A 20,036-nucleotide genomic window follows, 5' to 3' on the forward strand; every position below is an offset into this window, starting at 1 on the left:
ACAAGGGGGGACCACCGGCCGTGACCGTCTTCGCAGCCGACGATCCCGATGACCTCATCGAACGGTTCGTCGCGGGCCAAGAGGCCGCCCTGGCGGAGATCTATCAGCGCTGGTCACCTCTGGTCTACAGCGTCGCGCTGCGCTCCCTCGGTGATGTCGCCGAGGCCGAAGACGTCACCCAGAAGGTCTTCGTGGCCGCGTGGCAGGGACGCCAGACCTATCGTCCCGAGCGGGCCAAACTGCCGGCCTGGCTGATCGGGATCACCCGCAACAAGGTCGTCGACGCTCACAAGGCTCGCAGCCGGCAGAGCAGGATCCGCTCCGAGCTGGCAGTCAACGCCGGTCCGAGCGAGCCGCCGGAACCGGTCGACGTGGCGCTGAAGCTGATGATGGCCGAGGAGATTTCGCGGTTGGACGACGTTCCCCAGCGCGTGCTCCGGATGGCTTTCTACGACGATCTCACCCATGCCCAGATCGCTGAGCGGTTGCAGCTGCCGGCAGGGACCGTCAAAAGCCACATCCGACGTAGCCTGCTGAGGCTCAAGAGCCGATTGGAGGTCCGAGCAGATGCATACGAATCCTGAAGTGCTAGCCCTGTTGGCGCTCGGCGAAGAGGTCGGCACGCCCACCGAGCACGACCACATCAAGTCATGTCCGACCTGCACGGCTGAGGTGAACGAGCTCGCCGAACTGACCGGGATCGGCCGCCGCACCACGAGCGAAGACACCGTGACCCGGCCCAGTGACGAGGTGTGGCAGCGGGTCAGGGCCGAACTCGGCTTCAGCGAATCGGACGCGACCACCGGCGCTGCGGTCGCCGAGTTGAACTCCCGGCGGGCCGACGGTCCCACGTCGCGCCGCTGGATCCTGGTCACCGCCGTGGCGGCCGCTCTCACGCTCGTGGTGGGGCTCGGCGCCGGGTTCGCTCTGGAGCGGCTCACCCGGGACCGGCTGACCGTGGTGGCCGAGGCGCCGCTGGCTCCGGTGACGCCGCGGTGGTCGGGTGCCTCGGGTTCAGCGACGGTCGAGGAGGACGCCGACGGCAACCGCATCCTGGTGGTGCAGATGACGACGAGTACGCCCGTCGACGGCGATCGGCAGGTCTGGCTGGCCGACCCGACGCTGACGAAGATGACGAACCTGGGCTATCTCCGAGGCGACGGCGGCAGGTTCAACCTGGCCCCGAGTCTGAACCTGGAGCTGTTCTCGGTGGTGGACATCTCCGACGAGCCGCTGAACGACGGCGACCCGTTGCATTCCGGCGTCTCCATCCTCCGCGGCGAGCTGCCCAGCTGAGCGCGGTGGACCCGTTCACCAAGCGCTGGGACAGCGCCCCGCCCGGCTTCTTCGCCGTCGAGGCCGCCGGTTTGGCATGGTTGGCCGCTGCCGGACCCGATGCAGCGCCGGTTGTGGCTGTGCAGGAGATCGGCCGTCACCACCTCAGCCTCGAGCGCCTGGTCACCGTACGGCCGACGGCCGCCGCAGCGGCCGATTTCGGCCGCGCACTCGCCGTCACCCACCGCTCCGGGGCGGACGCTTTCGGCCAGCCACCGCCGGGGTGGGACGGCGACGGCTTCATCGGCCGGCAGGAGCTGCCGCTGCGCCCGACCATCACCTGGGGGATCTTCTACGCGGAGCAACGGCTGCTGCCGTACGCCGAGCCGGCGGCCGCGCAGGGCACGCTCAGCCCTGCCGGCCTGGCTGCCGTGCATCGGGTATGTGACCGGCTGCGCGACGGAGTCTTCGACGACGACGCGGCGCCGGCCCGCATCCATGGCGACCTATGGGCCGGGAACGTGGTGTTCACCGACCGCGGCGTGGTGCTGATCGACCCGGCCGCGCACGGCGGCCATGGTCTGACCGACCTCGCCATGTTGGACCTCTTCGGCGCACCCGCGCTGGAGCAGATCCTCAGCGCGTACGCCGCCGAGGCCGAGCTCGAGGCCGGCTGGCGTGACCTGATCGGCCTGCACGCCCTGCACCCGTTGCTGGTGCATGCGGTCAGCCACGGGGCCGCCTACGGTGAGCAGGCGGCCCGGCTGGCCCGCCGCTACGGCTGACTGATCGTTCCGGCTCCGCGGACCGCGCGCTGGGCCGGCAGTTCCTGCACGTCACCGACGATGACGCCGGAACGCTTCGGGCCGACGTAGCGCGAGGTGAGGTTGATCATCGTCTGCACCCGGTTGCGGTTGCCGAGCAGGCTGACGATGTGCACCGCGATCCAGAGCACCCAGGAGACGAAGCCCTTCACCTTGATGCCGCTCGGCAGCTGGACGACCGCGTCCCCGCGGCCGATCGTGGCCATGGTGCCCTTGTCGTGATACTCGAACGGCTGGGTCTCCTCACCGCGGTGCAGCCGGACGATCTGGTCAGCGGTGTGGTTGCCCATCTGAATGGCCGGCTGCGCCAGCTGCGGCAGTGGGTTCTCGGTGATCAGGCTGGTGTCGCCGACGGCGAACACCCGCTCCTTGCCGGCGACCCGGAGGTCGGTACCGACCTCGATCCGGCCACCGCGGCCGATCGGCAGGCCCCAGTCGCGCAGCTTCGCGTCACCGGAGACGCCGGCGGCCCAGATGACCAGGTCGACCGGCATGGAGGTGCCGTCCTTGAAGTCCACCCGGTCAGGGTGCACCTCGGACAGAGCCGTACGCAGTCGTACGTCGACGCCGCGCTTCACCAGCTCATGCAGGGTGTAACGGCGCAGCGAGTCCTCGAACGGGGCCAGCAGGTGCTCACCCATCTCGACCAGCACCACGTGCACGCGGGCGGGGTCGAGCTCGGGGTAGACGGTCGGGATGGCGTTCATCTTCAGCTCGGCCAGCTGGCCGGCCATCTCGACGCCGGTGGGCCCGCCGCCCACGATGACGACGGTGAAGCCACCGGTGCCGGGGTCGGAGGTTCCGGCGATGGTCTCGAGGCCACCGAAGATGGTGTCGCGGACCTTCAGCGCGCCCTCACGGGTGTACATGGACATCGTGTACTCAGCCGCGCCGGGGATTCCGAAGTGGTTGGTGGTGATGCCGGTGCCCAACACCAGGTAGTCATAGGCGATCTTGACCCCGTCATCGCACAACACGAGCTGCTGGTCGTGGTCGATGCCGGTCACGGTGGCACGACGGAAGCGAACGGATTTGTGCTTAGCTGCGAAGAAGCGCAGCGAATAGGTCACGTCGCCGGGATTCAGGCCGCCGGTAGCCACCTGGTACAGCAGCGGCTGGAAGGTGTTGTACGGGTGCCGGTCAATCAGGGTCACTCGGAACCCGGCTTTGGACAGCTGGGCGGCAGTGGACACGCCGCCGAAGCCGGCTCCCACGACGACGACATGCGGGGTTTCGATCATGTCTTCATTCAATCAGCCGTAGCCGCAGCGCCACAATCGAGAGCGCCCGGAACCGCCCGTGGGCAGTCCATCGTGAGGCAACTCACGAAGATGCCGCGACCTCGCTCGGCTCAGCGAGCAGATAGCCGTGGGTCCAGCGGCCCAGCTCGGACAGCACCTGGGTACGCACCGGTTCCGCCGACAGCACCAGGTCATGGATGCCGCCGACGAATCTGACCACGGTGACGTGGCGGCCGAGCCGGACGGCACGGGTGGCGATCTGCTCCACGTCCAGCACGATGTCGACGCCGCGCAGATCCTCGTGCCACCGCCGACGGAAGTCGGTCGCCGATGAGGCCATCACCAGCACCGGCATCGGCAGCGCCAGCCCAGCAGCCACTCGGTGGTGGCCCTGCAGCACGGCCCGCAGCCAGCCCACTCGGATCGGCGCGGTGGGTGACCTCTTGAGGTCGAGGTCGTAGTCCCACTCCCCACCCAGGCTGGCGTGCAGGGAGCGGGCGTAGAAGCCGGTGTCGGGCAGCCGCAACACCGTGGTCGGCAGGCTGCTGCCGAGTCGGTCGATGACCGGCGTACCCAGGGCCCGGACCATCGCCGAGCCCTGGAGGTCCAGCCAGGGTGAGTTGAGGACCAGCCCACGCAGCCGGTCAGGGTTGCGCGCGGCCCACAGGGCCGCGATCAGACCTCCGGTGGAGTGCCCCATCAGCGTCAGCTCGTCATGATCTGCGCCGATCAGGTCGGCCGCCGCGCCGAGCTCAGCCCCGTAGTCGTCGAGATCGGTGATGAAGCCGGGAAGCAGCCCGGGGCGCAGGGAGCGTCCATAGCGGCGCAGTTCGATGGCGTAGAAGTCGAAGCCGAGCGCGGCCCAGTGGGCGGCCAGATGCGACTGGAAGAAGTAGTCGTTCCACCCGTGCAGATAGAGCACTGCCCGGCGAGACCTGCCGGTGGGCACCCGGCGCACCAGGGTCGCCACCAGCTCGATATCACTCGGCTCCCCCGCCGCGTGAGCGGCATCGGGCAGCTCGATCTCAGCGGTCTCGAATCCGTCGAGAAAGTCCGGGCGCCAGGTGGTCGTCATCTCCTCAGCGTACGCAGCCGCCGACCGAACATCGTGGCGTACGCCGGGTCCTACTTCACCAGCCGCCAGTTGACGGGATAGCGGTAGAACTCGCCCTTGCTGGTGGCGATCGCCGCCAGGATGCACAACACGATGCCGCCGACGAAGACCATCGGCAACAAGATCAGCCCGATGCCGATGCCGGTCAGCAGCGAGCAGGCCAACTGGGCCACGCTGTAAAGGATGGAGAAGTTCAGCGACTCCACCGCGTTCGCCTTCAGCCACGGGCTGCGGTCCCGAAAGACCAGATAGACCACCAGCGGCCCGATGAAGCCGAGAAACGGGATCGAGATGTGCGCCAGCGTCGACCACAGCCGCTCGTCACTCGCCGACAACGGGGGTGCAGGCGGCGGCCGGTAGCCCGCCGGAGGCGGAGGCTGCTGGTCGGGCTGCCACTGCCCGTAGGGGTCTGCTCGGTACGACGGGTCGTACCGACCTGGATGATTATCGGGAGGCTGGCTCATGGGGCCCAGCCTAGGCAGGACCCGGCCCGAAGGACTACCCCGACTTGCGAAGCTCTCGAACCTGCTCGTCCGGTGGCGAGTCAAGCCCGCGGTCACCATATTCGTCTGCTAGATCAGCGTAAGCGGGAGGTACCTCTGCCTCTTCGGAACTCCCACGAAGCTCGCGTTCCAGCGACGTGAAGTCCGTGTCCAAGGACCGGTACTTCAGTTCGCGGGCAACCTTCGTCTGCTTCGCCTTTGCACGGCCGCGCCCCATATCGGGTCGACCCCCTCGCATTTGTCCGCCAGCGGGCTAGCCGCGGCTCAGGTTGATTATGTCGTGCGGCCAAGGTTACCCAATGCGAGCAAGGCTGCAAACCGCGCCCCGCTGTTCAGCCCCCGTGTCGCCCGACCAGGCGCACCGGCGCTCCGGCGTCGGGGCCGTCGGCGGGCTCCACCGTGCCGCACACCCACGCCGGAAGCCCGCGTGCGCCGAGGAGGGCGATAGCCGCGTCCGCTTCCGCCTCGGGCAGCACCGCGACCATGCCGACGCCCATGTTGAGCGTCGCTTCCAGGTCCTGCTGGGACACACCACCCAGCTGCTGAACCAGTCCGAAGACCGGCGCCGGCTGCCAGGTGGCACGGTCGATCCGCACCGAGACGCCCTGCGGCACCACCCGGGCCAGGTTGTTGGCCAGGCCACCACCGGTGACGTGGCTCATGGCGTGCACCTCGACCTCGCGGATCAGAGCCAGACAGTCCAGCGCATAGACCTTCGTCGGCACGAGGAGCTCCGTACCGAGGGCACCGCCGAGCTCGTCGACGTGGCGGTCCAGCGACCACCCGGCCTTCTCCAACAGCACGTGCCGCACCAGGGAGTAGCCGTTGGAGTGCAGCCCGGACGAGGCCATGGCCACAACCACGTCGCCGGCCACGATCCGATGGGCCCCGAGGATCTTGTCCCGCTCCACCACCCCGGTGGCCGCACCGGCCACGTCGTACTCGTGCTCGCCAAGCAAGCCGGGATGCTCCGCGGTCTCGCCGCCGAGCAGCGCACAGCCGGCCTCGACGCAGGCTTCGGCGATGCCCTTGACGATCGCCGCGATCCGTTCCGGGACGACCTTGCCGCAGGCGATGTAGTCAGTCATGAACAGTGGTTCGGCACCGCAGACGACGAGGTCGTCGACCACCATGCCGACCAGGTCGAACCCGATCGTCTCGTGGGAGTCCATCGCCTGGGCGATGGCCACCTTGGTGCCGACGCCGTCGGTCGAGGTAGCGAGCACCGGTGCGGCGTAGGCGGCGATGCGGCTGGCATCGAACAGCCCGGCGAACCCGCCGAGCCCGCCGAGTACCTCCGGCCGGCGGGTCTTGCCGACCCACTCCTTCATCAGCTCGACGGCGCGGTCGCCGGCTTCGATGTCGACACCGGCGGCCGCGTAGGCGGATCGGGTGCCACCAACGGGTTGGGTCACGAATGCTCCTGGGTGGGTTTCGACTCAGACGCCATCGAACGGGCGATCACGGACGGCTGAGTGCGTCGACCGCACCCGCGCCGACGACCGAGGAGACGAGGCCGTCCACGTCGGTCCGCGTGCTGTCCGGCAGGCTCGCGCCGCCGATCCGCTCCCGCAGCGGCAGCTCGACCGGGTAGACCCCGTCGAAGCAGGCGCGGCACAGATTGTCCTTGGGCACCTCGGTCGCAGCCACCAGGCCCTCCAGGGACACGTACGCCAGCGAGTCGGCGTCGATGGAGCGGCATATCTCATCGGTGTTGAGGCCCGTTGCGATCAGCTCGGCCCGGCTGGCGAAGTCGATGCCGTAGAAGCACGGCCACTTGACCGGCGGGGAGGAGATGCGGACGTGCACCTCGAGCGCTCCGGCCTCACGCAGCATCCGGACCAGGGCGCGCTGGGTGTTGCCGCGGACGATGGAGTCGTCCACCACCACCAGCCGCTTGCCGGCGATGACATCGCGCAGCGGGTTCAGCTTCAGCCGGATGCCGAGCTGGCGCAGGGTCTGGCTGGGCTGGATGAACGTACGCCCGACGTAGGAGTTCTTGACCAGACCCTGGCCGTAGGGGATGCCGGACTGCTCCGCGTAGCCGATGGCGGCGGGCGTCCCGGACTCGGGGACCGGGATGACCAGGTCGGCGTCGACCGGATACTCGCGGGCCAGCGTGCGGCCCACCTCCACCCGCACCGAGTGCAGCCGCTTGCCCGAGATGGTGGTGTCGGGCCGGGCCAGATAGACGAACTCGAACAGGCAGCCCTTGGGCGCCGGCTTGGCGAACTGCTGGGTACGCAGACCGTTCGCGTCGATGGCGATCAGCTCGCCGGGCTCGATCTCGCGGATGAAGGACGCCCCGACGATGTCCAGGGCAGCGGTCTCGCTGGCCACCGCCCAGCCACGCTCCAGCCGGCCGAGCACCAGCGGACGGATGCCCTGCGGGTCGCGAGCCGCGTAGAGGGTCTCCTCGTCCATGAAGACCAGGCTGAAAGCACCCTTGAGGTGCGGCAGGACCTCCGCGGCAGCCTCCTCGATGGTGAGATCGGGGTACGTCGCCATCAGCGCGGTGACGAGCGATGTGTCGTTGGTGGCCTCATTGGACAACGCGCCGGGGATCAACGAGTCACCCGGCTGGTCACGCTCGCTCAGCCATTCCGCCAGCTCGTCGGTGTTGGTGAGGTTGCCGTTGTGGCCCAGGGCCAGACCGCCGGAAGCCGTCGGCCGGAAGGTCGGCTGCGCGTTCTTCCAGACACTGGCTCCCGTGGTGGAGTAGCGGGCGTGGCCGATGGCCAGGTGCCCGCGCAGGGAGTTGAGAGTGGATTCGTCGAAGACCTGCGACACCAGCCCCATGTCCTTGAAGACCATGATCTGGCTGCCGTTGGATACTGCGATACCGGCGGCCTCCTGGCCACGGTGCTGCAGCGCGTAGAGACCGAAATAGGTCAGCTTGGCGACTTCTTCCCCCGGTGCCCAGACGCCGAACACGCCACAAGCGTCTTGGGGGCCACGATCTTGGGGGTCTAGGTCATGAGTGAGACGACCGTCTGCTCGAGACACCGCATCAGTCTATCGTGCCGCCCGCGAGCCACCGACCACCCCCGCGTCCCCTGTCGCTAGCCTTGCCGCCATGGTCACCACCTCCGGGACGAACACCGGATCGTCCCCGCGGCGCCTGCCACTGAGTCGTCGACTGTTCCGGGGGCCGCGCCGCGTCATGATCCGGGACCTGTTGGTCAGCACCGGTACGGCCGCACTCGCGGTCAGCGGCCTGGCGATCTGGTTCGCCGCCGGCGTCGCGCCGAACGACGGCACGATCAACTGGGGACGCGTCCTGGCAGTCGCCTTGTTGGTGGCCGCCTTCGTCAGTGTGGTGATGCGCAAACGCCGGGCGCTGCGGTCCCGTAGCCAAAGTGGCCTGCTGGCCACCTATGTCAGCGTCCGCGCCCTGCTGCTGATCGGGCTCGGCAGCGCCTACCAGCTGCAGCGGCCGGAGGATCGGTGGTGGATCTGGGTGGCGATCGCGATCGCGGCCATCACCGCCCTCGCCGAGCCGGCCATCAAGACGATGCTTGCAGCGGTGCCCGCCCAGCGGGCGATGCACCTGCCGGGGTTGCCGACCCAGCCCACGCCGCCGGTGCCGGCCGGGGTGTCCACCACCATCTCCCTGCTCACCATCCTCGTCGGCGCCGGTTGCGCCGCGCTGGCGCTGCCGGCCCCGCTGCTGCTCGTCGTCACGCTGGTCGGACCGGTGGTCCTGGGTCTGACCCTGCGCCACGCGCTGCGCGCCGCCGCGATCGCGAACCGGATCGAGAAGCAGCTGCCGGGGGTGCTCGCCGACTACGCACCCGCCTTCGTCGTCTACTACGCAGCGGTGAAGGGAGCGGCGTACCAGCTCGGGATGTGGCTGCCGTATCTGGAGCGGCTGAACCGGCCCTTCGTGGTCATCACCCGGGAAGCCTCCACCGTGTCGACCATCGCCAAGCTCACGACGGCCCCGGTCATCACGCCGAACCCCCGCGACCGGTTGCCCAGCCTGGACGCGATGGTGGTGCCCAGCATGAACGCCGCGTTCTACGTCCAGGGCAGCCCCGGCAACCAGGCCTTCCAGCGCTATCGCCGGCTGACCCACGTCTGGCTGAACCACGGCGACTCCGACAAGCAGGCCAACTTCAGTCCACGGCACGCCACCTACGACAAGCTGTTCGTCTCCGGCCAGCTCGGGATCGACCGCTATGCCGCGCACCGGATCACGGTGCCACCGGAGAAGTTCGTCATCGTCGGTCGGCCGCAGGTGGAGCGGATCGAGGTCCGCGACACGCCGCTGGCGCCGGACGCACCGCGAACTGTGCTCTACGCGCCCACCTGGCGGGGTGGCCGGCCGAGCACCGACTACTCGTCGCTGCCCTGGGGGGAGCGGATGGTCGACGCCTTGGTGCAGCGCGGGTTCACCGTGGTGTTCCGGCCGCACCCGCTGTCGTACGCCGGCCGGGACGAGGTCGGCTATGTTCGCGCCATCCAGCGGCGGCTGGAGGCCGACGCCGCCGCCACCGGCCGCGCGCACGTCTGGGGCCGCCAGGCCGAGAAGGACTGGGACATTCCGGACTGCTTCAACCATTCCGACGCCCTGATCACCGACGTCTCGTCGGTGGCCTCGGACTACCTCGCCTCGGGCAAGCCGCTGGCCATGGTGTCCACCAAGTCGTCGGTGGACGCCTTCCGGGCGCAGTACGCGATGGCCAAGGTCGCGTACGTCATCGACCCCGACCTGGCCGAGCTGGAAGCGGTGATCGACCAGCTGTGCGGACCCGACGAGCTCCGCGACGAGCGGGCCGCGTACCGCCGCTATTGCCTGGGCGACGTGGTCGGACCCCAGGCGGCGGAGCCGTTCTTCGCCGCAGCTCGACGGATCGTCGATGGCCAGGGCTGAGGTCCGGTGACCAGCACGACCCGGATCTCCTACGGCGACGACCTGAGCCAGTACGCCGAGCTCTCCATCCCTGAGGGCCCGGGCCGCTGGCCGGTCGCCGTCGTTCTCCACGGTGGCTTCTGGCGGACCGGGTATGGCTGCGACCTGACTGCTCCGCTGGCCGCCGACCTGGTCCGGCGCGGCATTGCCGCGCTCAACGTGGAGTACCGCCGCGTCGGCACCGGGGCGGGCAGCGGCGGCGGCTGGCCGACCACCTGCCTCGACGTGGCTGCCGCGGTCGACTGCCTGGCCGCCGCCGACGACCGGCTGGACCTGACCCGGGTGGTGGCCGTCGGCCACTCCGCCGGGGGCCACCTGGCCGGTTGGCTGGCCGGGCGGGGGGCCGCTCCTGCTGGCTCCCCCGGCTCCGCGCCCCGGGTGCCGCTGACCGGTTTCGTCTCGCAGGCCGGCGTGCTGGACCTGGTGCACGGCGACCGGCAGCAGCTCGGTGGTGGCGCCGTCGGTGACTTCATGGGCGGCTCCGCCGCGGAGCGGCGGCAGGAGTATCTGCTGGCCTCACCGGCCGAGCAGGCGCCGACCGGTGTCCCTTCGATCTGCGTCCATGGCACCGCCGACGATGTCGTGCCGATCGAGCAGTCCGAGCGGTTCGTCGCCGCTGCGACCCGGGTCGGTGACCGGAGCCGGGTGGTGCCGATCGAGGGCGCCGACCACTCCGCCATGATCGATCCGGACTCACCGGCCTGGGCCGCCTGCCGGACTGCGGTGGTGGAGCTGCTCGGCTGATCGCGACCGGGCGCTGCCCGCCGGTTTTGCAGGGCTCGGGCAGGGGTACCGACCGATAGACCAGCGAGCGGCCGCGACCAAGGCGGCGTACCAGGGAGACGACATGGCGAACGACCAATACACCTTCACCGATCCGAGCAAGATCTACACCGACATCGACCCCACGGCGCAGGAGCAGGCCGGGTCGGGTCTGGACAGCGAGCTGGAGAACCGCGCGGACCTCGGTGAGTCGAGCTATCGCGGGACGGGCCGACTGCAGGGACGCAAGGCGCTGATCACTGGCGCGGACTCCGGCATCGGCGCCGCCACCGCGATCGCGTACGCCCGGGAAGGCGCCGACGTCGCGCTGTCGTACCTGCCCGGCGAGGAGGAGGACGCCCGCCGCATCGTGAAGCTGATCGAGGAGGCCGGCCGGGTGGCCGTGCCGATTCCGGGCGACCTCACCGACGCCGCGTACTGCCGTGAGTTGGTGGCCAAGGCCGTCGACGGGCTGGGCGGACTCGACATCGTGGTGAACAACGCCGGCAAGCAGCAGCACGTCGAGGATCTCGCCGACCTGTCCGATGAGCTGTTCGACGAGACCTTCAAGACCAACGTGTACGCCATGTTCTGGGTGACCAAGGCGGCACTGCCGCACCTCAAGCCCGGCTCCACCATCATCAACACCTCGTCGATCCAGGCCTACCAGCCGTCGCCGAACCTGCTCGACTACGCCACCACCAAGGCGTCGATCAACACCTTCTCCAAGGCGTTGGCGCAGCAGCTCGCCCCCAAGGGGATCCGGGTCAATGTCGTCGCCCCCGGGCCGATCTGGACCCCGCTGCAGACGGCCGGCGGCCAGCCGACCGAGGAGCTGCCCGAGTTCGGTCAGGCGACGCCGCTGGGACGGCCCGGCCAGCCGGCCGAGCTGGCACCGGCGTTCGTCTTCCTCGCGTCGCCCGAGTCGAGCTATGTCATCGGCGAGACCCTGCACGTGAACGGCGGGTCGCCCACCCCCTGATGACTGTTCCTGACCTGGACCCGGTCCGCTCCCCCGTCCCGGACACCGCGGATCGGGTCAACGGGTATGCCGACCTGCGCAGCTATGCCCCGATCGGGGACACCCAGACCGTGGCCCTGGTGGCGCGCGACGGCAGCATCGACTGGTGGCCGATCCCAGACCTCGACTCGGTGCCGGTCTTCAACGCGCTGCTGGACGCACCCAACGGCGGCCGGATGGAGCTGGCACCGGTGGAGCCGTCGCAGACGACCCGTCGCTATCTGCCCGGCACGAACGTGCTCGAGACGACCCACCGGACCGCCACCGGGGTCGTCCGGGTCACCGACGCGCTCAACACCGGACTGGCCGGGAAGCTGCCGTGGGTCGAGCTCGCCCGCCGGGTCGAGGGGGCGGAGGGCGCTGTCGCGATGCGATGGACGGTGGCGCCGGGGACCTGCCTCAACACCGGATCGCCGTGGGCCCATGAGACCACCCACGGCGTTCTGCTGCGGGTCGGCCCGGCCACCATGGCGGTCCGGGTCATGGGCGAGATGACGCAGGAGGTGACGGACCAGTCCATCAGCGGCGGCTTCGTGGCTGAGCCCGGCGACCGGCGCCTGGTCGGTGTGGTCGCCACCGTCGACGAGCCGCTCTATCTGCCCAGCGCCGAGGACATCGACCGGGGCCTGGACCGCTCCATCGCCAACTGGGAGCGGTGGACCGACCAGTTCGCCTGCCTCGGCGAATGGGGCGAGGCCGTGCAGCGGAGCGCCCTGCACCTCAAGTTGCTCATCCACGGCCCCAGCGGCTCGGTTGCGGCGGCAGCCACCACCTCGCTGCCGGAGTCACTGGACGGCGGCAAGAACTGGGACTACCGCTACGCCTGGATCCGCGACACCGCGTACGCATTGAAGGCGCTGTTTCGGTTCGGGCTGCGGGAGGAGACCCACTCCGCGGTGAGCTGGCTGCTGCGGACCATCTGCGAGAACGGTCCCACCATCGGTGTCTTCTATCGGTTGGACGGCACTGTGCCCGGCGACACTGAGGAGCCGGAGGTGCCCGGCTGGCGCGGCATCGGACCGGTGGTCACCGGAAACCGAGCGGTGTCACAGCTGCAGCTGAGCGTGTTCGGCGACCTGTTCGACACGGTCCGGCTGTACGTCGACAACGGCCACGCCCTCGATGCGGGCACCGGGCGGCTGCTGGCCGGGATCGCCGACCAGGCCTGCGACGCCTGGCGCCGGCGCGACGCCGGCATGTGGGAGCTCCTCCGCCAGGAGCACTTCACCTCGTCGAAGCTGAGCTGCTGGCAGGCACTCCGCCACGCCACCCATCTGGCCGAGCTGGGTCAGATCCCGGGCGACCCGAGCCGCTGGCGCAACGAAGCCGAGCGGATCCGGGCCTGGGTCGAGTCCGAGTGCTGGTCGCCGGAGCGCAACAGCTATGTCTGGTATCCGGGCAGCGACGAGCTCGACGCATCGATCCTGCTGCACGCCGGGAGTGGGTTCGACACCGGTCCACGGATGTCCGCGACGATCGACGCGCTCCGCGCCGAGCTCGGCACCGGCCCACTGCTGCACCGCTACTCCGGGGCGCAGAAGGAGGAGGGCGCCTTCTTGGCCTGCTCCTTCTGGGCGGTGTCAGCGCTGCATCTCGTCGGTCGGACCGACGAGGCCCGTGAGCTGATGAACGAGCTCGTCACCTTGCCGAACGACGTGGGGACGATGGCCGAGATGATCGACCCGGCCGACAACGCGTTCCTCGGCAACCTGCCGCAGGGCCTCAGCCATCTGGCCCTGATCGGCGCCGCACTCGATCTGCAGGAGTGACGGCGCCTGCGGGTTGGTGATCAGCTGCGGCCGAGCGACTCCAGGAAGAGGGCCTCGGCCAGGCAGGCGGCCCGGAAGTCGCCCAGGTGCAACGACTCGTTCTGGCCGTGCGCGCGGGAGTCGGGGTCACCGACCGCCGTGACGAGGACGGTGGCGCCGGGGAACGCGTCGGCGAACTCGGCCACCATCGGGATGGAGCCGCCCTGGCCGATGAAGACCGGTTCCACACCCCACGCCTCGGCGAACGCAGCGCGGGCCGCCTCGGCGTAAGGACCCTCGAAGGGGATGACCGACGGCTCCCCGGTGTCGCCCGGGGTGACGCTGACCTGCGCGCCCCACGGTGCGTGGGTCTCGAGGTGGTGGGTCAGGTGCTGCAGAGCACGACCGGCGTCGTCACCCGGAGCCACGCGGAGACTGATCTTCGCCCGCGCGGCCGGGATCAACGTGTTGGAGGCCTTGGCCACGGGGGTGGCGTCCAGGGCGATCACCGCGAGAGCCGGCTTGGTCCAGATCCGCTCCACCACGGTGCCGTCGCCGAGGTAGGCGACGCCGTCGAGGATGCCGGACTCCGCCCGCAGCCGGTCGGCCGGATACTCCAGATCCGGACCGGGTCCAGATTCCAGGCCGGCCACGGCCACATTGCCGGCATCGTCGTGGAGGGTGGCGAGCAACCGGCACAGGGAGGTGAGCGCGTCCGGCACCACACCACCGAACGAGCCGGAGTGGATCGCGTGGTCGAGCGTACGCACCTCCACGACGCAGTCGGCCAGGCCTCGCAAGGTGGTGGTGAAGGAGGGCGCTCCCACTGTCCAGTTGCCGGAGTCGGCGATGACGAAGACGTCTGACGCCAGTGCGTCGGCGTTGGCCCCGAGCAGCCGGGACAGCGACGGCGACCCGACCTCTTCCTCGCCCTCGATGAACAGCGTCACGCCGACCGGCGGCTTGCCGTCGAAGGCTCGCAACGCGGCCAGGTGGACGGCGAACCCGCCCTTGTCATCGGCGGCGCCGCGCCCGAACAACCGGTCCCCGACCTCAGTGGCCGCGAACGGCTCAGTGTTCCAGCCGGCTCGCTCACCCTCGGGCTGCACATCGTGGTGGGCGTACAGACAGACGGTGGGCTTGCCCGCGGGGGCCGGGAAATGCGCGATCACCGCCGGCGCACCGCCCTCGGCGGTGATGCGAACATCGGGGCAGCCGACGTCGCGCAGCAGCTGCGCCACGGTCTCCGCCGAGGCGTGGACCTGGTCGGAACGACCCGGGTCGGCACTCACCGACTCGATCGCCACCAGCTTCTTCAGGTCGTCCAGAACACCGGGAAGAACCGACTCCACGTTCTTATGCACGCTCATGGAACGACCCTATGACGGCAGACGGATGAGTAATATGTCGGGCCGTGCCGTGGCCGATCGCGGCACCAGGTCGAGCGATCCCGGAAGAGGGAACATGAGCCATCCGCGCATCAACCAGCAGACCGCAGTGCAGCTGCTGCAAGACGCCTTCAATCGCGTGGTGGAGACGCAGCAGCCGCAGATCGAGCGGGCCGCTGCCCTCGTGGTCGACTCGCTCAACGCTGGTGGCATCATCCAGGTGTTCGGCACCGGTCACTCGCGCAGCTTCGCGATGGAGCTCGCGGGCCGAGCCGGCGGCTTGGTGCCGGCGAACAAGCTGGCCCTCTCGGACCTCGTCTTCTACGGCGACCTGGAGCCGGATGCGGTGCTGGACCCGCTGCTGGAGCGCGACGACACACTGGCCGAGTCGCTGCTGTCCGTGCACGATGTCCACCCGGCTGACATCTTCATCCTCTGCTCGAACTCGGGTGGCAACGGCTCCACCGTCGAGCTGGCCAGGCTGGCCGTGGAGCGCGGACACAAGCTGATTGTGGTCACCTCGATGGAGCACACCACGAAGATCACCTCCCGTCACCCCAGCGGCAAGAAGCTCTACGAGCTCGCTGACGTGGTGATCGACAACGGCGGACCTTTCGGCGACTCCGCACTGCAGCTTCCCGCTGGACCGGACGGCACGGTCCGTGGCGCTATCACGGCCACCTCCTCGCTGACGGGCACCCTGATCGCGCAGATGCTGGTGACCGAGGTGTGCGGGCTGCTGATCGAGCGCGGCGATGAGGTCCCCGTTCTCATCTCCGCCAACATCCCTGGCGGCGACGAGCACAACGACCGCCTGCGCGAGGCTTACGGCGACCGGGTCCGCACTTCTGGCCCCTGACGAAGCCCGGGCGCCGCTCATGCCGCCACCGGCCTGGCCCGCGACCGCGGCTTGATTTGGCGTGAGGTCGCGGCTGCTTGCCAGACACGGTCGGTGAAGGCGTTGTTGCCCAGGGCGTGGGTGCCTTGGTTGGTGACTAGGTAGACCCAGCCGTGCGGTGATCGCCACAGGTACTCACCGGGGACGGGTTGTCGGAGTCGCCACCGGCCGTGGGTCTTCAGTCGGTGATGTCGTCGGTCAAGCGGGCCGAGGTTCGCCAGGCTGGTCTGCTCCGGTGGGCCTGGGTTGGCGTAGGGGATGGTGTGGTCGAGATCCATGGTGCGGCTGAGGCTGGTGCCGTAGGGGAAGACATCGGCCGGATTGCGGAGCCGCAACGCCTCACGGTGGCGGTGCGGGACTTCGTACGCGTCTACCGGTGCTGGGTTCGGGTCGAGGACGGGGCGGACGGTGATGGTGTTGGGGGTGTCACGGAGGAACCGGCGGATCTGGTCAATCGTGACCGGGCCGTCGCCCTGGATCCGACCCACGAAGCCACCGCTGGCGGTGACTTGGGCGTCCCTGTCGGTCCGACCCGTGTGGTCACCAGCCCCAGCACAGCTGCCGGGGTGAGGCTGGAGAGCGTCAGCAGCTCCGTCCTTGGTCGCGTTCACCAGTGCTTCGTGGCTGAGGTGAATGTAGAGCGTGGTCCGCGGCCGAGCCTTCACCGGATCCACGGTCGGTCCGTCGAACCGCACCGACTGATGGGTGTCGGTGCTGCCGGGGTCGCCGGTACTGGGCTCGACCTGATCACACGGGTCACCCTGATGGGCCTGCAGCAGCGCCAACGCCGTCGCCGGCTGCCCCAGAATCCCGATCGCCCTCGACCGACGCACCCCCACCGGACCGGTATCGCCCTCCAGCTGAAGAATCTCCGCAATCCGGTTCACCATCGCGACGAACCAGACCACATCACCAGCATTCGCCCGGGCCACCAGCACCTTCAACCCACCCACTTCGGTGCGACCGGCACGGACGAACCGTTCCGCCTCCCACAGCCGGGCCCGTGCTTCCGCTCCGACGGGGTCGGCGCTCATCACCGCTGCCTGCAGCAGGTTCTCAAACCGTGCCCAGGAGATCGCCCCGATCGGACCGGCCACCATCGCGTCGACCATGCTGGCTGCGTCGATTGACAGGTGGCGGGTGTGTTGCGCGACCTTACGGGCCTTCCACCCCCGCACCTCCCCTGCCAACACCCGTGCCCAGAGCCGCGGGAAGCGGTGCCGTAGATCCAACGCATCGGCCATCTGCGCCGACGCAGCGCCGGTCGTGGTCTCCTGCAACGCCCCCAGCTCCCCGGCGGCGTACTCCGACACCAACGGCGTCCCGTCCCCACCGAGCTGACGAAACTGCTCCCGCACCGGTTCAGGTTCGGACACCAACTCCGGATCGGGTCCGTGCAAGTCAGCCCAATGCGCCGCAACGACCAGCAGCCGCGTCTCGGCCATCACCACCATCCGGTGCAGTTCAGCGACGCACGTCGCAGTCGCCGACGTGTCAGCCGGCAACTCCCCCCGTAAATCGAACATACGTACAATTTACGACCTGCCACTGACAGTTTCAGTGCTCATCCACAGGGGCCACCGCGCCAGCAAGATGCCGCCTCGGCAGGACCGCATCCCACCTCCACCCAGCACCCAGCACCCATCGCCCCAGCACTCAGCACTCAGCACCACTTTGACGCAGGCCGACCTCGAACACGGCGATCGGTCCGTCGCAACGACCCCATACCGCAAGGACCCTGCTGCACGCCCAGACACTCGACGTCGCCACGTCCTCCGAGCCGTCGCCACGGGCCCAGGATCGACGCACGCCAGCGACGACCGGACAAAGTAGCCAGCATTGGACCGGCGGGGTTGAACGCCGCGTGCTGACAACGTTCGGGTGCGCGGATCGCCGTGGTCACGGCTGAAGTCCGCACCTGGCCGCGGTTGGAGCGTCCTCACCGAACGAGCGACACAACACCCAGCACGCCGTGGTGGCCGTGATCAACCCGTTGCCGTCTTGATCTTGGAACGATGTTGATCTTGGCGGTCGATCAGCGACCAGATCAGCTCGTCGCCACAGCCACCGGATCCGCCGCCAACGCCGCGGGAATGGGGGCCTCCCAGACCGCACGGATCTCTGCGAGCTCCAGGGCGAACTGTCCACTGATCACCAATGCCGCGCCCGCGCCGGACGTCCCGACCGTGCCGATCCGCCTCGCCGGCACCGCGTTGGTCTCGGCCAGCTCCATCAGGCGCGCCTCCTGCGAAGCCGGCAATGACACGACGACCCGGCCCGTGCTCTCGGAGAACAAGAACACGAACGGGTCGATCCGTCCCGGTACGGCCACCTCGACGCCGAAGCCCTTGCGCAGCGAGGACTCGACCAGGGTCTGGGCCAGTCCGCCGTCACTGACGTCGTGGGCGCAGCTCAACACGCCCTCGCTGGCCGCGGTGACCAGCAGCGACGCCAGCCGCTTCTCATGCTCGAGATCCACCACCGGAGGCAGCCCGCCCAGGTGGTCGTGCACGACCTGGGCCCAGGCCGAGCCGGCCAGCTCGTCGCGGGTCTCCCCCAGCAGCCAGACGCTGTCCCCGGTCCCGGCGAAGCCCACCGGAGTGCGCTTGGTGACGTCCTCGATCACGCCGAGCACGCCCACGACCGGGGTCGGCAGGATGGCGGAGTCGGCGGTCTGGTTGTAGAAGCTCACGTTGCCACCCGTGACCGGTGTGCCGAGCACCTTGCAGCCGTCCACCAGACCACGGATGGCCTCGGTGAACTGCCACATCACGTCCGGATCCTCCGGCGAGCCGAAATTGAGGCAGTCGCTGACCGCCACCGGCTGGGCACCGCTGACCGCCACGTTGCGGTACGCCTCAGCCAGCGCCAGCTGTGCGCCGGCGTACGGGTCCAGATAGGTGAACCGGCCGTTGCAGTCGGTGGCCAGTGCGACCCCGAGCCCGCTTTCCTCGTCGATCCGCAGCATGCCGGCGTCTTCGGGCTGAGCCAGCACCGAGTTGCCGCGCACGTAGCGGTCGTACTGGTCGGTCACCCACGACTTGTCGCACAGGTTCGGCGATCCAACCAGCGCCAGCAAGGTGTCGGCCAGCTCGCCGCCGGCCCGCGGCCGTGCCAGTCCGTCCGGGGTACGGCTCTGCAGCTCGTCCTGCCACGACGGCCGGGCGTACGGGCGCTCGTAGACGGGCCCTTCGTGGGCGACGGTACGTGGGTCGACGTCGACGACGGTCTCGCCGTGCCAGTCGATGATCAACCGGTCGTCCTCGGTGACCTCGCCGACCACGGTCGCCTGCACGTCCCACTTGGCGCAGATGGCCATGAACTGCTCGACGTCACCGGGCTCGACGACGGCCATCATCCGCTCCTGCGACTCGCTCATCAAGATCTCCTCCGGGCTGAGCGAGGAGTCCCGGAGCGGGATCAGGTCGAGGTCGACGTGCATGCCGCCGTCGCCGGCTGCCGCCAGCTCGGAGGTGGCGCAGGACACACCGGCGGCACCGAAGTCCTGGATGCCGTTGATCACCCGGGCGGCGAACAGCTCCAGGGTGCACTCGATCAGCAGCTTCTCCATGAAGGGGTCGCCGACCTGCACGCTCGGCCGCTTGGCCGGTCCGGTCTCGTCGAAGGTCTCCGATGCCAGGATCGAGGCACCGCCGATGCCGTCGCCGCCGGTGGCGGCGCCGTACAGGATGACCTTGTTGCCCGCACCGGTGGCCTTGGCCAGGTGCAGGTCCTCGTGCCGGAGCACACCGACGCACAGGGCGTTCACCAGCGGGTTGCCGAGATAGGACTGGTCGAAGACGACCTCGCCACCGATGTTGGGCAGTCCGAGGCAGTTGCCGTAGCCACCGACCCCCGCCACCACGCCGGGGAGCACCCGGGCCGTGTCGTGCGCGTCCAGCGGGCCGAACCGTAGCGGGTCCATCACACCGATCGGACGGGCGCCCATGGCGAGGATGTCGCGGACGATGCCGCCGACACCGGTCGCGGCACCCTGGTACGGCTCCACGTAGCTCGGGTGGTTGTGGGATTCAATCTTGAACGTGACGGCGTAGCCCTGGCCGACGTCGATCACTCCGGCGTTCTCGCCGATGCCGGCGAGCAGCTTGCCCCGCGGCGTCTCCTGGGTGAGCTCGCCGAAGCGCCGCAGGTGAACCTTCGACGACTTGTAGGAGCAGTGCTCCGACCACATCACCGAATACATGGCCAGCTCGGCCGACGTCGGGCGTCGACCGAGGATCTCTCGGATCCGGTCGTACTCGTCGCTCTTCAGCCCGAGCTCCGCCCACGGCTGGGAGGTCTCAGGGGTCTGCCGTGCATTCTCGACTGTGTCCGCCACGGGGCAAA

Annotated in this window: 17 protein-coding genes; 8 read left to right on the forward strand and 9 right to left on the reverse strand. The window is 69.2% G+C overall.

From position 1 onward, the window contains the following. Positions 1-20 precede the first annotated feature (20 nt). The 3 genes from AC1XX3_RS04635 to AC1XX3_RS04645 are packed head-to-tail and all read left to right on the forward strand — an operon-like array spanning position 21 to position 2,060. Positions 21-584, forward strand: coding sequence for an RNA polymerase sigma factor (locus AC1XX3_RS04635; RefSeq protein ID WP_483319896.1), 564 nt, complete (start codon positions 21-23; stop codon positions 582-584). Position 585: 1 nt separating this feature from the next. Then, positions 586-1,296, forward strand: coding sequence for an anti-sigma factor (locus tag AC1XX3_RS04640; protein WP_483319897.1), 711 nt, complete (start codon positions 586-588; stop codon positions 1,294-1,296). Between the two features lie 5 nt (positions 1,297-1,301). After that, entirely contained in the window at positions 1,302-2,060 is a 759-nt protein-coding gene (locus AC1XX3_RS04645) for a fructosamine kinase family protein (protein ID WP_483319898.1), read from the forward strand. On the opposite strand, the gene AC1XX3_RS04650 is transcribed toward AC1XX3_RS04645, so the two are convergent. The 6 genes from AC1XX3_RS04650 to purF all read right to left on the reverse strand — a co-directional run bounded on the left by AC1XX3_RS04650 (position 2,051) and on the right by purF (position 7,963). Continuing rightward, positions 2,051-3,340 carry an NAD(P)/FAD-dependent oxidoreductase gene (locus AC1XX3_RS04650; protein WP_483319899.1) on the reverse strand — a complete coding sequence of 430 codons (1,290 nt, stop codon included), beginning with the start codon at positions 3,338-3,340 and terminating at the stop codon, positions 2,051-2,053. The genes AC1XX3_RS04645 and AC1XX3_RS04650 overlap by 10 nt on opposite strands. An 82-nt stretch (positions 3,341-3,422) precedes the next feature. Further along, positions 3,423-4,415 (reverse strand): alpha/beta hydrolase, encoded by a 993-nt coding sequence (locus tag AC1XX3_RS04655; protein ID WP_483319900.1) that lies wholly within the window; start codon positions 4,413-4,415, stop codon positions 3,423-3,425. A 50-nt stretch (positions 4,416-4,465) separates the two neighbouring features. Next, the gene (locus tag AC1XX3_RS04660; RefSeq protein WP_483319901.1) at positions 4,466-4,918 is read right to left on the reverse strand and encodes a DUF4870 domain-containing protein; all 453 of its coding nucleotides are present in this window, start codon (positions 4,916-4,918) and stop codon (positions 4,466-4,468) included. Positions 4,919-4,952: 34 nt separating this feature from the next. Next, positions 4,953-5,195: a DUF3073 domain-containing protein gene (locus AC1XX3_RS04665; protein ID WP_483319902.1), complete on the reverse strand. Its 243-nt coding sequence runs from the start codon at positions 5,193-5,195 to the stop codon at positions 4,953-4,955. 94 nt (positions 5,196-5,289) lie between these two features. Next, a complete protein-coding gene (gene purM, locus AC1XX3_RS04670) occupies positions 5,290-6,372 on the reverse strand; it encodes a phosphoribosylformylglycinamidine cyclo-ligase (protein ID WP_483319903.1) in 1,083 nt (360 codons plus the stop codon). 46 nt (positions 6,373-6,418) lie between these two features. Continuing rightward, entirely contained in the window at positions 6,419-7,963 is a 1,545-nt protein-coding gene (purF, locus tag AC1XX3_RS04675) for an amidophosphoribosyltransferase (RefSeq protein WP_483319904.1), read from the reverse strand. A 70-nt stretch (positions 7,964-8,033) separates the two neighbouring features. Between purF and AC1XX3_RS04680 the strand changes: the two genes are divergently transcribed. From AC1XX3_RS04680 to AC1XX3_RS04695, 4 genes are all read left to right on the forward strand, one after another. Next, positions 8,034-9,833 carry a CDP-glycerol glycerophosphotransferase family protein gene (locus AC1XX3_RS04680; RefSeq protein ID WP_483319905.1) on the forward strand — a complete coding sequence of 600 codons (1,800 nt, stop codon included), beginning with the start codon at positions 8,034-8,036 and terminating at the stop codon, positions 9,831-9,833. A gap of 6 nt (positions 9,834-9,839) precedes the next feature. Further along, complete coding sequence (locus AC1XX3_RS04685; RefSeq protein WP_483319906.1) at positions 9,840-10,616, forward strand: alpha/beta hydrolase family protein; 777 nt, start codon at positions 9,840-9,842, stop codon at positions 10,614-10,616. A gap of 103 nt (positions 10,617-10,719) precedes the next feature. Continuing rightward, positions 10,720-11,616: an SDR family oxidoreductase gene (locus tag AC1XX3_RS04690; RefSeq protein ID WP_483319907.1), complete on the forward strand. Its 897-nt coding sequence runs from the start codon at positions 10,720-10,722 to the stop codon at positions 11,614-11,616. Then, on the forward strand, positions 11,616-13,424 hold the full coding sequence (locus AC1XX3_RS04695) for a glycoside hydrolase family 15 protein (RefSeq protein WP_483319908.1): 1,809 nt from the start codon (positions 11,616-11,618) through the stop codon (positions 13,422-13,424). The genes AC1XX3_RS04690 and AC1XX3_RS04695 overlap by 1 nt, the downstream gene beginning before the upstream one ends. A gap of 20 nt (positions 13,425-13,444) precedes the next feature. On the opposite strand, the gene AC1XX3_RS04700 is transcribed toward AC1XX3_RS04695, so the two are convergent. Beyond that, positions 13,445-14,773, reverse strand: a complete 1,329-nt coding sequence (locus AC1XX3_RS04700; protein WP_483319909.1) for a M20/M25/M40 family metallo-hydrolase — start codon at positions 14,771-14,773, stop codon at positions 13,445-13,447. A 94-nt stretch (positions 14,774-14,867) separates the two neighbouring features. On the opposite strand from AC1XX3_RS04700, the gene AC1XX3_RS04705 reads away from it, so the two are divergent. Next, positions 14,868-15,650, forward strand: a complete 783-nt coding sequence (locus AC1XX3_RS04705) for a sugar isomerase domain-containing protein (RefSeq protein WP_483319910.1) — start codon at positions 14,868-14,870, stop codon at positions 15,648-15,650. Positions 15,651-15,667: 17 nt separating this feature from the next. On the opposite strand, the gene AC1XX3_RS04710 is transcribed toward AC1XX3_RS04705, so the two are convergent. After that, positions 15,668-17,215 carry an HNH endonuclease signature motif containing protein gene (locus AC1XX3_RS04710; protein ID WP_483319911.1) on the reverse strand — a complete coding sequence of 516 codons (1,548 nt, stop codon included), beginning with the start codon at positions 17,213-17,215 and terminating at the stop codon, positions 15,668-15,670. A 521-nt stretch (positions 17,216-17,736) separates the two neighbouring features. Then, positions 17,737-20,028, reverse strand: a complete 2,292-nt coding sequence (purL, locus tag AC1XX3_RS04715) for a phosphoribosylformylglycinamidine synthase subunit PurL (protein ID WP_483319912.1) — start codon at positions 20,026-20,028, stop codon at positions 17,737-17,739. Positions 20,029-20,036: the final 8 nt, after the last annotated feature.

This window comes from Microlunatus sp. M237 (genome assembly GCF_056896895.1).

Bases quoted from the DNA above. Each gene is read 5' to 3' on its own strand.
- AC1XX3_RS04665 (WP_483319902.1), bottom strand. From the start codon at position 5,195: ATGCGAGGGGGTCGACCCGATATGGGGCGCGGCCGTGCAAAGGCGAAG.
- AC1XX3_RS04690 (WP_483319907.1), top strand. From the start codon at position 10,720: ATGGCGAACGACCAATACACCTTCACCGATCCGAGCAAGATCTACACC.
- AC1XX3_RS04680 (WP_483319905.1), top strand. From the start codon at position 8,034: ATGGTCACCACCTCCGGGACGAACACCGGATCGTCCCCGCGGCGCCTG.
- AC1XX3_RS04695 (WP_483319908.1), top strand. From the start codon at position 11,616: ATGACTGTTCCTGACCTGGACCCGGTCCGCTCCCCCGTCCCGGACACC.
- AC1XX3_RS04710 (WP_483319911.1), bottom strand. From the start codon at position 17,215: ATGTTCGATTTACGGGGGGAGTTGCCGGCTGACACGTCGGCGACTGCG.
- AC1XX3_RS04700 (WP_483319909.1), bottom strand. From the start codon at position 14,773: ATGAGCGTGCATAAGAACGTGGAGTCGGTTCTTCCCGGTGTTCTGGAC.
- AC1XX3_RS04655 (WP_483319900.1), bottom strand. From the start codon at position 4,415: ATGACGACCACCTGGCGCCCGGACTTTCTCGACGGATTCGAGACCGCT.
- AC1XX3_RS04705 (WP_483319910.1), top strand. From the start codon at position 14,868: ATGAGCCATCCGCGCATCAACCAGCAGACCGCAGTGCAGCTGCTGCAA.
- AC1XX3_RS04650 (WP_483319899.1), bottom strand. From the start codon at position 3,340: ATGATCGAAACCCCGCATGTCGTCGTCGTGGGAGCCGGCTTCGGCGGC.
- AC1XX3_RS04660 (WP_483319901.1), bottom strand. From the start codon at position 4,918: ATGAGCCAGCCTCCCGATAATCATCCAGGTCGGTACGACCCGTCGTAC.